A 14,957-nucleotide genomic window follows, 5' to 3' on the forward strand; every position below is an offset into this window, starting at 1 on the left:
ATATAATAAATTGACCGTACTAACACACAATACCATTATAGTTGGGCTTAATCTGTAATGGTCAAAAGCCCTAAGTACGGTCTTTATATGTAATCCTTTTCTTTGCCATTTCCATTTTTATTTGTTGCTTAGATTGTTCTCCAAAAAAACAGTCTAGTAACGACTGTGCTTCACCATAAATTTCCACATTATTTCTCAGAAAATAATCTCTAACTGTGAACTTTATAATTGATTTTTCAAGTTTTCTATCCAATTTTCTATAGAGTCCCTTTGCTCTTTTGGAAAATTGTACAATATCACCATTTCTTGATTGCATCATCAAATTCATCAATTGATAATTCGAGTTATCGTTATAATTGAAGGCATTTAATGCTGCAATGCTTTGTTCTGTTGTACATGCTGTAGCCACTAATTGATATAATGCAACTATTAGACCGGATGAAATCTGCTCTATTGTACGCTTCACTGTATCAATATTAACCTCAATTATGTTCTTTTCACGCCGAAGATCAATCACTTCATCATATAAGCCCTGTGTAAATTCTTCAAAATTATCACTTATATCTTTTAAAATCATATATAAAAATTGATTTGGACATTTGTAGATTAATGAAACAAGTCTATCCTGTTGATCAACCTTCATATTTTGGCAAAAAGCAGGTAGTGTTTTTGATAATATTTCTAAATATTTAAAAGATATCATAATCTGATTTTCAACCTTTAATAGATCATCTTCTGAATAATCATATTCATTAACCAATTCTATTAAATCTGCAAAATATATTTCTTCCTCTTGCTTAGTAATTGTTTCCTCTCTTTGCTGTTTTTCTTCCTTTGTAGGTAAAGCATTTTTAACTGGAATATCTGTATTCAAAAATAACGTTACATTTTTTTTGTCAAAGCACAACTCTTCTTGTTCAAAAAAATGTTTTTTTGCACCTTCCATTATTATATTAACAAACTTAGGATTATTAGTAATAAGTGCTAAAAATAGAACTATATCACTATTAATACTAAAGCACAGATTTTTCAATAATGATCTTAAATTTTCATCAATATTTTCTTCTTGATTGTATTTTTGATTTAGCGCTTGTGCAACAAAATAAGCTACTAATGTATGGTCTTTAAATCTATACTCATTTACATTCTCCACTAAGATTCTTGCATTTAATGCCGCCTCTATAAACAAACGAACATTTACTTTTTGTCGATATGTTTCACTATATTTTTTCACAACATTTGATATATCATCATATTTTACAAAAGGAATTCTTTCAAAATGCATATAATAAGCAAGTTCACGTATCACATTTAACACCAATGTTGCATCTATATTATTTGCATTTGCTATAATTTTATTTTTTATAGAGCTCTCGTAAACAATATTAAATACATTCATTCCAGACGAAAATTGAAATTGATAATCTTTTTCATATTGATTAACGAAATTAATGATAAACTCAGGGTTCAAATTAAAAAATTTAACCTGCATATTTATTAACTCATTAATCTTTTTTACTTCTTTATCAATATTTTCTAAATTACTAGAACTACTACGCAGTACATTTACTATTAATTCCTTTCTTTTCTTATACAAAAAAGGTTTTATTGATATCTCAATAGTTTCCTCTTCTATTAAAGCATCAACTACTTGCTTGCGAATATCTAAATTCAGCTTTTCTTCACTAAAAATAATAATTTGATCAAAATTATTATCAAGATATTGTATTAATGCATCAAAGGCTGACTTGTTTATCAAATCAGCTTCATCTATTAAGACAACTTTATTTTCCTTCGGAAGTTGTAAAAATCTATTATATGCACTATTTTCTAACAAATACTGTTCTTGGAATGCATATAAAATTGTTTTATCGATTTTCTTTTTTGTTATATCACTAGCTGTTAGTAATATCGGAATTTTTCCAGATGCTATAAGATTCTTAAATATTCTCTTTGATAAGACTGTTTTCCCAGCTTTATGTTCCCCATTAATAACTATTCTTTTATTTGCTTGTACCAATTCAAATAATTCTTCTTCTTTCTCAATATCATGTTTTTCAATTTCTTCATTTTCTGTAAATGTATTATATGTTAAACTAGGAAACACAAAATAATCATCTATTTTCTTTCTATTATTGTCATAATGTAGTTCATTAAAAAAATCAGGCGCAATTTGAATATCTCCATGAAATGTAGTCTTTATCTTTCCATTTAATATTTTTTTAGGAATATATATATCTTCTTTCCATATAAACGAATGTGCCACCATTACAGCCTTGTCAAAATCAATTGTAATGGTGCAAAATCCATTTCCATCTTCACTATAGCCACGTAAGGCATTTCCCTGTACACATTGAATGTCGCCTTTACCATTAATATTTCTACTTTCTCCTACTGGTTCGTGTTCATGTCCTGTCAATACTAAAGTGTATTTACTTGTAATTATTTTTCTCAATTTGTCTTTACACGAACTAGTTAGCCATTCAATACTATGATGCATGACAAGTATATTAATATCTGCTTCTGTTGCATCTCCTATGCACTCCAGTTGTTTTTCTGACAAATAATGAATGCCCATATCCTTTGAATTACCACCTAATAAAGACAGCGGTGCTGTATTTATCATCACAAACCCCACTTTTTGTTTACCATATTTAATTATCTTCTTTGAAACAATCTTATTCTTAGTGAAACACTTTTTGTAATTTGAAAATCCCCAAAAGGCTCCCATCGATTCAATATCTTTATTTATAATAGTATCAATGCAATTCATTTTATATGCTTCTTCAATTTCTTTATATTCTCTAGATAATAGTTCAAAATCCAAATCATGATTTCCTGGAACGCATACAAACTCTATATGCTTTCGCATATATTTATTTCTCCCAATTGTTTTAAATATAGCTCCTAATAAACTACTTGCAAATCCATATTCACTTTTTTTACCATTTGCAGCCAAATCTCCACTTATTATGACAACACATTCATCAGCTTTCTCGATAGAATTTAATGCCTGATCAAGTTTCGTTACATTTATTTCAAATGCATCATTCTTACTTGTAATATGTATATCACTTAAATGTATTATTTGTAACTTCATAACTTTTCTCCTATCAAATAATTCTATTTTATCTGCTTCAATTTCTATATTTAAACAATTGACCTGATATAATTAAGTTGTTCATCATTTTCAAAATGATATGATTTTCTTCTTTTCTTATTAAACATCTAAGTGATCTTTACTGCCACTACATTAAGCCATTTCTCATCTGAACGTCCTTCTCTCACGTCTTCTGTAATAGACCATTCAACTACATTTAGACGACTTTCGTGATTAAATAATTCATCTATATCTTTTTCAGTATAGTCATTAAAAAATCTTTCACCATTGATTCGTTCTACTTGTCCATATTTAAATGAAGCATAAATATATCCATTAGTTTTTAAAGCATTAGATAGTTTTTTCAATACTACAGCCATTTCATTTTTAGGGATATGTAATAATGATGCACATGCCCATATTCCATCAAATTCATTTGCAAAAGATATATTCTGAAATTTAATACATAAAACATTTTTTCCAATATATTGTGAAGCTAGTTCACAAATTTTTTCTGAACCATCTACAGCTACTACATCATACCCTTGCTCCATAAAATACTTACTATCTCTACCACTACCACAACCTATATCTAAAATCTTACCGCCTGATTTTAAATATTTTTGAAACATGTCATATAAAAGAACCATATCCGCACTTTTAGTTAAAAAAACAAATTCTTCTGCATGTTCATTATAATATGCTAAAGTATTATTTGAATCATCCATTTTATAACACCCAATTCCTGAATCCCATATTCTTTGCAGATTGATATACCGGGAAAATTATTTCTTCTAAATTTCTATAAAACTCATCTTTCTTAATTTTTTGCCGATATAATCTCATTTTTATATCGTTGTTATTCACATGTTCTTTTTCACATCTTAAAAAAATATCATGAAGTTTTTCGTACTGCCATACTAATTGAAGTGAATCATATTCCACTTTACATAAAGCCGGAAAATATTTATTCCAATCAGGAAGATTATTATTCTTACTGCTATTAATGCTCTTCGTAGTAGGATGTAAATTCCACATCTCATCATGTGCCACATAAGACCATGGTACAAAATGATCTATAGAAATCTCTTTCACGCTTAAAGTATTACCGCTATAAATATCAATAATAGGTTTTATATTAGTTATTTCACTCCAAAACTTTTTGATTTTTTCCAACTTACGTTCTTGTGGCGGATATAATTTATTTGCTATGCCTGGTACACTTGGATTTCTTCTCTGTAAATATATAATCATATTATATTGAATCCAGCCTTTTATAATTTCTTGGTTTTTTATTATGTAAGAATACCACTCAGGCATTATTATTATAGATCTATCTATCCCAGACTGTTCATTGAAATAATATATCAATCTTTTTTCACTATTGATTTTTATAACTAAATTCTTCTCGGAAACGTTCCATTCTTTACCTCTTACGTTTTGCATAAAAGGAGCCTGTAACCGATATGGTACATTGTGAGTTAAAGTCCTCTTCATTTTATTTGTTTCTTTGTCATTGCAAGATTTCAAATATCCTATAATATTTTCTTTTTTCTCATTTGACTTCAATCCACTAATATTAAATACATGGTCTACTAATGCCTCTAGCGTATCCGATGGGCCAAGATTTAATCGATATTCTGAAACCATATACCAAGCATCCGAAACCATTTCATTAATAAGATCATGGTATGTAATAGTTGTATATCCTTCAATTACTTTATTTACAATAGCCTGAAACCAAAATAGTTTATAAGATTCACTCTTATTATCAAATATTCGTGATAGATATTGTATTTCTAATTTGTCCGAATATGGTAAATGCATAATTCTTCAGCTCATCTTTCTTAATTTTTAGTACAAGAATATAAGTAAAACCATCAATAATAAATTATTTTAAAAGATTTTCTATCCATTTCATACAACATTTATCTACTAAGTATCTAAGTTTAAACATTAGATGCAGTTGATTAGTGCAAGAGATTGTCCCCACCCCCTTATCCGCATTCTGCCATCCACTTATTGATGCCGTGTCAAGGCAAATTCCTTGGCCATAATGAGTTGTTCAAGTTCATATTAGATTTTTTTGATACTCGAAAGTATTTCCCTCCCTATTTATCGTTTGCATAAATACCGGAATATTAAGTTTATCCGCAATTAAGCTCATCTGTTCGATTCTTTCATCTGACATATCTTTCCCAAGAAAAATTTTACTTGCATACGGGAAACTGTATTTCCCAAGACGTTCACGTTTCATTACCAATCGCCATTCTTGCTCCGCTCGATAATCATAAAGTTTAGCAGTAACAGACTGATAATACTGTGTAAGGAATTCATCTACGTCGATATTGAACTCTGTCAACTTCATATCAGATTGTACAATGCGTTGAAGAATGTCCGTGTAATCAAATAAAGGCCGTTTTTTGAAATATTTAACTGCGAGCAGGTGCAAAATATCCCATGCACTTTTTGAAGATAAGGATAATAGCGAGTCAGAAAAACAGTATTCTATGCAAAATCCTGTGTAGTTTTCAGCATAGTTTTCCCACATGTTACGGTTATCATATCTCGTTGTAAAAGATGCAATAGTTAGTGAGTTGCGTGGTGAATTAGAAAGAGTGCAAAGAAATTTTCTCGTTCGTTCAATCTGGCGTGAGAAATCCAATTTATGACTTAGTATTTTTCGGTATTCTTCTTCACCAAAAATCTTCAATAGTTCTGCATCAATTTCCTCTTGGCTATACTTTGCCATTGTTTTGTATATAGCCTCAAGAAGGTCCGACTTATTGGGAATTATTTCTCCTTCTTCTGATGTGTCTACTAAAGCCTTGTAGGCTGCTTCGAGGCTGAAAAAGAAAGGATATTCAAAATCTATATACCTTCTTTCGGCCATGGGAATTGTGGCATCAAACATATCAGGAAATTTCTCTGGATCCGAAAGCCAAATCGAGTTTTCTTCAAGGATTTGTAGTTCCCTATCGTTGCATTTGCGATATCGATATAGTTTTTTACGTGGTATATATTTTAGATGAGTTGCAACAGTAGGTTCCAGTCGTTCCATATCAGAATCATTACTCAAATATAGAAACTTGTGTAACTCTGCCATATACTCAGGTGACATTTTCATAAGGACCCTCTACTTCAATAGCAATTTTCCAATAAAAATGAAAGTTTCACACAGCTACCTTGGTAGCGAAAAGGTTTACCCCCAATATTATCAACCGTGATGCTATAACATGGCTAATAACAGCATATCCTCTCCCTCAAGTAAAACTTCCCATTATGGTATTAACTGTGTACCACTCAAGCTAGTTCAACTGTATAAACATTAGAGGAAGTTCATGTAGGAGTAAATGTTAATCCAATGGATTTTCAATGTTCTCTATTACTTCATTTTTATCACAATTCTTGAAAAAGAAGTAAAATGTTGAATCTATAATATTTACTGAGCGTTGTGAAACATCATAATCGAATAATGGTGGTTGAATTTTTTTTGAAGCCTGTAAATTTGCCAGATTGCTTAATAAAAATCCTATATCACTTGGTCGTATGTCTGCCGCTCGATAATGACGATCCTTGATAGCTTCATCTATTTTCTTACGTTGTACTCCCATTATGATGGAATCAAAATCCATACCCAATATTGCGACAACGAAATAATATGGCAGAAAAAGAGGTTTCTTCCCATCTGTAATTTTAAAATCTCTCTGTCCTTTAGCAATATCTTCAAGTGCACGGACATGGCGTGAAGAATAGTCATCACACTTAGATTTTATTGCACAATTAAGGGTCTGGAGATTGGAAATTAGCTTCTTAGTTCTTTGACTCTGTACTATTCCATTTTGAACACATAATAATTTTAATAGTTCTTGAAGAACTCCTATACTTCCTAAAGATTCAGCACAGAGCCTCTTGATAATTTCATCTGAAAACTCTACGTTTAATTCTTGTGCTCCTTTTTTGGCAACACTAATAAACTCTGTTTCATCCCATGGTTCAACAGGTATTTCAGCTATTCTGTCTTGCAAATCTCCATTAAACTGAATAAGCCTATTTTTCTCTTTCCATACTCCTAAAATTATAAAACGCAGCCCTAATTCCTGAAAAGTACGTAAGTCAAATGCCAGTTGTTTTTGTACATCAATAGGAAGGTAATGAAAATCTTCTAAAATAACAAACTTGTCTGATTTAGCTTGAACATACAAGTCAAAGATATCCTGTGGCAACTCTAAGTTAAACTCAATGGTTTTATAAGTTAGTTGCTGTTCAGTTGACCCAGCGACCTTTGTAGATCCTTCAACCTCTCCTGATACAATAAAAGGAATTTTAGATTTGATTTTGGCTACCGCTCCTGCCTCAATATTTGCACTCGTGCTTTTTTGCTCATTAGTCATGATTTCAATATCAAGTTTCCTAAGAATTGAGTTATAGATATCTTTTACTTTACTTTTAGGGCTACAACTAACCGCTAAGCAATCATCATATATCAAGTATCTACTTACTAATGCTGTTTTCCCTTGCTTTGAGGCTCCATAAACAATAATTTGTTTGTCTGACTTAAGGGCATTTTCAAACAGCACATCTACTTCTTGCCTTTCAATGTAACTTAACACGGGTTTTCTACTGACACCAAAGACTTCTTCTAATTTTACCATACCCATACGCTCCTAACTCTATTAATATCCATTGTAGTGAAAAATACAACTATCTATTTACTACCTGTCAAATTATATAGATGTTTTCATATATAAGTGTCATGGTAGCGTTGACAAACTATGTTATCGCTCGAGCTACCCATTATTGCTATAATATCTATAATTTTCTTACTGAAAATATTTCATATTATATATCCCCAACATTTTCCAATAACAAAATTATTATATCCTACCCCTTTCCCTTTTTCCATATAAAAAGCGGAATTTTGTCATAATTATATATTTATAGTGTTTTTTTAATACTTATAATTTGATTACAAAAAACAAAAAAAAGGCAGCATCACACTGCCCATATAATTTTATCATTACAATTACAATTATCATCGTATCTGCAATTGCAAATTTCTCTATACAATTCTCTTCTATAACTTCATTTCAAAGCTCTCCTTTTTACCAATAAATTTGCAATCTTCTTTTTTGACCTCTTCTTCCTCCTTATCCAGGTTTAGCGCTGTATTTAATTCATTCATCCTTTTTTCTTTTTCTATCAGTTCGTTTTCATAAAAAAACGGTTTTGCAAGCTCCTTCTTAGCATTAGTCATTTGCGTTTGTAGATTTTCTAGCTGCTGTTTGCTTTCTTCAAGGATCATAGGCAATGCATCGAGCTTATTGTTGATCCGAGTAATAACTCCAAAAGCATCATGTCCTAATTCAATTTTATACTGATTGGAACCTTTTAATTGCACAAAAAAAGAACCTTCCATACTTACTAGCATTTCGAGTCCTTTGTACTGGCCTATAGATTGTAGTTCACGATTTTTTAACTCATTACAACAATCTAAAATATATTGCCCTGCAGCAGATTTGTCATCCGTTATATTATTTCCAATCGTCATCTCAAATTGATCTCCAAAGGAATGAAGCGTTTTAATATCCTTCTCCAATGTTTCAATTTTTAGTTTTACTCTTTGGATCTGTATTGGATAATTCTTTACGATATCATCCTCAAGTCGATATCTTTGGCTGAGATAATTGGATTTTAATAACATTAATTTTGAAACGGTAATATCTAGATCCATTTTTTCCTTGATTAGAGGATCTCCGGTCGCTAATGCTTTTACCTCCGCATAAGACAATGCAGTTTCATCGATATCCTCACAGCTTCGTGCCGGTGATTTTGATGTCATAATCTGCCCGATAAATTTCTGCTTATTTTCAATCAAGCCCCAATTGTAAGCATCAAAGGTTGCTTCTGTCACATACTTAAATATCTTTACGCATTCATTTTGATTTCCTTTTCTCAAAATTCTCCCCTCACGCTGCTCAATGTCAGCTGGCCGCCACGGACAATCGATATGATGCAATGCTGCCAATCGATCCTGGATGTTTGTGCCGGCACCCATTTTAGACGTAGAGCCGAGAAGAACACGCACCTTTCCTTTTCTCACCTTTGCAAATAGCTCTGCCTTTTTTATTTCAGTGTTTGCATCATGTATAAATGCAATTTCTTCTTCCGGAACACCTTTATTAATTAGCTTAGTGCGTATGTCATCATAAACATTAAAGCTCCCATCTTTCTTTGGCGTAGACAGATCACAAAAGATAAGCTGTGTTCCTTTTTTCTCTTCCGTATCTAACCAGGTTTTAAATACATTCTTTACACAAAGATTTACCTTGCTATCCGGATCATCCGAAAGTGTATTGTCCTTCAATCTTTGATCTAAAGCAAGCTTTCTTCCGTCACTGGTGATCTTTAGCATATTATCTACATAAGGCTCCACCAATCCCTTTCGTACGGCATCTGCACGTTTAGAAAGTTCCATAACCATCTGCTTTTGATATATACTTGGCTGAGTAACAGCCGTTACATATTCTGCCTTTGGTACAGGAAGCTTCAGCATATCAGCAGTTTGTATATCTGCGGCTTCTTTCCACATCGCCATAAGCTCCGGAAGATTAAAGAATTTAGCAAACCTTGTTTTTGCACGGAATCCCGTTCCCTCCGGTGCCAGCTCAATTGCCGTAACCGTTTCTCCAAAATTTGCTGCCCAACTGTCAAAATGTCCCAAGCCTTGTTTTTGTAAAGTATCATATTGCAAATATCGCATCATCGTATAAAGCTCTACCATACTATTGGATACCGGAGTTCCGGTTGCAAAGGTTACTCCTTTTCCTCCTGTTAATTCGTCCATATAGCAACACTTTGCAAACATATCACTGGATTTCTGTGCCTGACTTTGTCCGATTCCTGCTATATTTCTCATCTTCGTATGTAAAAATAAATTCTTAAATGCATGAGCTTCATCAATAAATAACCGATCTACACCCAATTCCTCAAAGGTTACAACATCATCCTTTTTACTTTCATCGTTTAACTTCTTCAACTTTACCATGAGATTTTTTTTACTTTTCTCCATCTGCTTAATTGTATAGCGTTCTCCGTCTGCATCTTTCGTTTCCTTTATAGCTTGTACAATTTCATCGATTTCTTGTTGTATCAATGCTTTCTGACGTTCAGCAGACAATGGAATCTTCTCAAACTGGGAATGCCCAATAATTACAGCGTCGTATTCTCCGGTGGCAATCCTTGCACAGAATTTCTTACGATTTTCCGGTTGAAAATCTTCTTTTCTCGCTACGATGATATTCGCTCCCGGATAAAGACGAAGCGTATCTGCACCCCATTGCTCTGTCAAATGGTTTGGTACAACATAAAGTGATTTTTGACACAATCCTAGCCGTTTTGCTTCCATTGAAGCAGCTATCATTTCAAAGGTTTTGCCTGCTCCGACACAATGTGCCAGCAATACATTTTGACCATACAAGATATGTGCAACTGCATTTCGTTGATGTGGCAAAAGAGTGATCTCCGGATTCATTCCGACAAACTGTATGTGCTGTCCATCGTATTCACGAGGACGGATACTATTAAACAATTCATTATACTTTTTGGAAAGCACCTCACGTCTTTCCGGATCATCCCATACCCAGGATTTAAATGCCTCACGAATGCTATCTTGTTTCTGCTGTGCTAAAATGGTTTCTTTACTGTTTAACACACGCTTCTCTTTTCCATCTGCATCAAGAATCGCATCAAAGATTCGTACATCACGTAAATTTAAAGAATCCTCAATAATGGAGTACGCATTTCGCCGTTTGGTTCCATAAGTTACATTTGCTAAGGTATTGTTTCCACTATCAGACATTTTTCCGCTTACATTAAACTCTCCGGTAATTGGTGCATACCTTACTGCAATCGTCTTGTTACGTAAATATCTCGGTGTTTGCAAGAGTTCATACATAAACTGATTATAATACTCAGTATCCACCCATGTTGCGCCCAAACGTACGTCAATTTCGGATGCAGATAAATCCTTTGGCTGTACTTGCTCTAGTGAAGATACATTAATTGAAAAACTAGGATCCTTGTTCACTGCCTCACGGGCAATCGCTAGCTTTTCTCGTACATTACCGGATAAATACTCATCCGCAGCTTCCCAACCACTGAGAGGATCCTCACCGGACTCAGGATTCTTAAAAATAATGCCTTCCAGTTGTTTCTTTATTTCTTCAATTTTTTCTGAGCCACCCATTAATTGACTCATATATCCTAAATCTACACAGGCTCGTTCTCCGATGGAGATTGCCAATGCTTCCGTAGCGGTTGATACACTTTTTATTGCAGCTTCTCGCTTAATGGTACGTTTAGTAAACATATCAGCTTTACGTTCCAAATCACCGGATTCATCCAATATTTCAAGCGAACATAATAGGCAATAAGAAGAGTCCTGTATAAAAGCCTTTTTATTTGCACGATGGTTAATTAACCCATATTCCTGTATGAAAGTATCATAGGTTTGATTTAATTGTCGTTGCAAGCTATGAATTTCTTCGTCCTTGCCATCATTTAGTTGTACCTCAATCAGCTTTCGTGTAATGTCACGCAAAGAAATCATTGTACGAATCCGTTGTTCAGCATCAATCGATACTTCAATCGGCAGCATTTGTGCATTCTCACGAAAATAAAGCGTATCATCCACTAAGGTATAACTAAAATTACGAACACTTGCATCTGCAGGTAAAATTTCTTTTTCAAACGTTTCTTCATTTCTTTTTTCTTCCCGTAAAGGTGCGTAAATCTTTGGTAATTGTAGTTGCTTGACTGCATTTGTAAGCTGTTCTTTCAAATCAATTTCTGTAATTGCTTTACAAGTGAGGACTTCTCCAAAGGGTCCACTTTCCATTGTCATCTTTCCTAAAATCATCTCCGGATGCTGCACAAAATATTGGTTCATAGTAAAACCGTCATCTGTCTGAGAAAGCTGTACCCAAGGTGGTTCTAACTCATCCTTTCGTTCTTCTTTCTTAAAAAACAAAATATCTGCCATTACCTCAGTTCCGGCATTTGCTTTAAAGGCCGTATCCGGTAGACGAATGGCTCCTAAAAGCTCTGCTTTCTGTGATAAATAACGACGTACACTAGGATTTTGCTTGTCCATCGTACCACTTGATGTAATAAATGCAACGACTCCACCATCTCGTACTTTATCCAAAGATTTTGCGAAAAAATAATCATGGATAAGAAAATTATATTTATCGTATGTTTTATCCGACACCTTATATTGACCAAAGGGAACATTACCGATTACTAGATCAAAATAATTATCCGGATATTGCACATCTTCAAACCCTGATATTTCTATTTTTGCATTTGGATAGAGCTGTTTTGCAATTCTACCTGTTAGATTGTCAAGCTCTACTCCATATAAACTGCTCTCCTGCATTCTGCTTGGTAACATTCCAAAGAAATTACCGATTCCCATTGACGGTTCTAAGATTTTTCCGTTTTCAAATCCCATTTGCTCCAATGCAGCATGCATTGCATCAATAATAACCGGACTTGTATAATGTGAATTGAGTGTAGATTCTCTTGCTGAAGAAAACTCACCTTCAGATAATAATTCCTTTAGCTTAAGATATTCTTTTGACCATGCAGCATTGCTCTCATCGAAAGCTTGGGACAAACCTCCCCATCCAACATACTGAGATAATAGATTTTGCTCTTCCGATGTCGCCTTACGGTTTTCACTTTCAATTTGCTTTAAGGTTTCGATTGCTACTATATTTCGTTGAAATTTCTCTTTGGCTCCCCCATATCCAAGTTGCTCATCTTTAATCTGAAAGTTATCTAAAGCTGATTCCAATGGCTCTTTTTCTTCTTCACTATCTGCACTTAAATTTGTTTCGTCAACAATTACATCTACAGCCTGATTCGTGGAAGGTAATTCTTTTTCCTCCTTCCATTTTAAATAATCGGTCATTTCTTCAGCTGACAGATAACGATCAGTCTTTATAAGCTTATGAACTCGTTCCGCAACTTTTTTCCATGTTAATAAAATTTCTGCATTAGGTTCAAAGATACTTCCTTTTTTTAATTTTAAGCCTTTATAATCATGGTCTTCATAGCTATCGTCTGATCCCGGTAACGCAGGAGCACTCCCGCCCGTTCCATATTCCTTTTTTAAGAAAGTTGCAGCTTCGTTATTGTCTTTTAATTCATGACTAAAGTAATCATAAATCCGATAAGTGCTTTCACTGAAATTACTTCCTCCGCATAACCTGTAATCGATTTCATCTTGCGTAATGAAGGTTTCAATTGGGATTTTAGTAGTTTCGGCACTTGGAAACTTTTTCGGAATCAATTTAAGATCCTCCACATCACTACGAATATCTCTTGGTTTATATATGAGTCGAAATCTCGCTTTTACTTTTCCACTTTCTAATTCATTAATGGCTCGATCCATGCAAACTAAAATGCTATCAATTCCTTTTTCATGAGACAGCAAACGAATAATCTTTTCTTCTGATTTCGGATAAATATGATTAATCCCTAATTCCTCCGGCATCTCATTTCGTTCATCTCGAAAGAAAGAATATATTTTTGAAGCTAATGATTTTTTCTCATAACCTTCAACTTGAGCCATCTCTCCTTTAGTCATATAAGAACCGGATAAAATTAAATTGTGAACTCGTTTTTCTATTTCCTCCCAAGAAAGCATTCTCATGGCTTCAAATCTTGCAGCATGGCCATGTGAAAATCGCATACCCTTTTCGTCATACCATACGCTGATCGATTGTCCATCCAAAATAAAGCCTTTGCCACCGATCTCATATTCATTTTTTAAAAATGTAATATTTTCTTGCTCGCTTTTCCCTTTTTGGTATTTAGCAAAGATTCTTAAACGACTCTTTTCTCTTCCACCACCACTTAAAAGCACTTGATCTACCATACTGTCGGAAATAAAAAAAGCAGCGGGTATTGCAAACTTGTCATCTGCATGATCCACTGCTATATTCCCCAATTGTTCTTCAACACTTGGAAATAAACTTAGCTGTATATTAGTTCCGTCAGAACGATTTCCTCCGCTGAATGCTGAATATTGTTCATTTTTTGAACCCAAAGCATTTGATTCTCTGCCTTCAGTTCCTCCGTTATCCCCTCGCTCTTTTTCATCTGCTCCATGAGGACTTCCAATCTCTCTTCTGCCTGCTGCTGAATCTGTAGTAGATGTTCCTTCAGCTTGTTGGAAAGAAGAAGACCGCTGTAAGTTCCTCCCTTGTACTCCTTCAGATATTCCTTTCTCATCAATCCGTATTTCGTCAATGTCCCCTCCGGCTGTTCGTCCAATGTAATCTCTGGTATGAAATAATCTCCGTTCTTCTGATATGTTAATTGTGTCATTATAAATTCCCCTTTCTGTTGCTTCATTTGTTCCATAAGGTACTTCTTCACTTTTACGCTTTAAAGCATTATATTCTACATTACTTTCCTTTGCAAGGTCTTTTTCAGTAAAACCTTTTTCATAAGCATCAATCTCTTTTCCGATCTCGATTAAAATTGGTTTCGCCAGGTCTGATATTGCATTTCCTAATTGAGACAAGGTTTCCACGGTATTAAATTCTGAGATGCTTGAAAAATCAAAATCAATTTCCATATTCTCCGGATCAACATCGCATCGATATAAAATCAAATACGATATGCTGGAGTCTAACAAATTACGTGTACGCACCTGTATATTCAATTCATCCAGTTCTTCTAAAAGACTGTTTTCTTTGTGAGATTGTATCTCCTTGGATAATTCTTTATAAGAGTCTTGTGTGATATGATGGACAAGCTCTTTAACCCGTTCCTCAAAAGTTAA

General features: G+C 33.6%; 6 protein-coding genes and 1 pseudogene. All 7 read right to left on the reverse strand.

Annotated features, from left to right (window positions below; genetic code table 11):
- Positions 1 to 70 precede the first annotated feature (70 nt).
- Positions 71 to 3,100, reverse strand: a complete 3,030-nt coding sequence (locus U5921_RS15190) for a metallophosphoesterase (protein ID WP_324824302.1) — start codon at positions 3,098 to 3,100, stop codon at positions 71 to 73.
- A 128-nt stretch (positions 3,101 to 3,228) separates the two neighbouring features.
- On the reverse strand, positions 3,229 to 3,828 hold the full coding sequence (locus U5921_RS15195; protein ID WP_324824303.1) for a class I SAM-dependent methyltransferase: 600 nt from the start codon (positions 3,826 to 3,828) through the stop codon (positions 3,229 to 3,231).
- Between the two features lies 1 nt (position 3,829).
- Entirely contained in the window at positions 3,830 to 4,927 is a 1,098-nt protein-coding gene (locus U5921_RS15200; protein ID WP_324824304.1) for an HNH endonuclease domain-containing protein, read from the reverse strand.
- A 244-nt stretch (positions 4,928 to 5,171) separates the two neighbouring features.
- Complete coding sequence (locus U5921_RS15205; protein ID WP_324824305.1) at positions 5,172 to 6,227, reverse strand: DUF2971 domain-containing protein; 1,056 nt, start codon at positions 6,225 to 6,227, stop codon at positions 5,172 to 5,174.
- Positions 6,228 to 6,456: 229 nt separating this feature from the next.
- Positions 6,457 to 7,755, reverse strand: coding sequence for a hypothetical protein (locus U5921_RS15210; RefSeq protein ID WP_324824306.1), 1,299 nt, complete (start codon positions 7,753 to 7,755; stop codon positions 6,457 to 6,459).
- Between the two features lie 422 nt (positions 7,756 to 8,177).
- Positions 8,178 to 12,941: pseudogene (locus tag U5921_RS15215) on the reverse strand (helicase-related protein); the annotation flags it as partial.
- Between the two features lie 1,202 nt (positions 12,942 to 14,143).
- Positions 14,144 to 14,533, reverse strand: coding sequence for a TnpV protein (locus U5921_RS15220; protein WP_324824307.1), 390 nt, complete (start codon positions 14,531 to 14,533; stop codon positions 14,144 to 14,146).
- Between the last annotated feature and the right edge of the window lie 424 nt (positions 14,534 to 14,957).

It is taken from the genome of Sinanaerobacter sp. ZZT-01, from assembly GCF_035621135.1.
Classification (GTDB): Bacteria; Bacillota; Clostridia; order Peptostreptococcales; family Anaerovoracaceae; genus IOR16.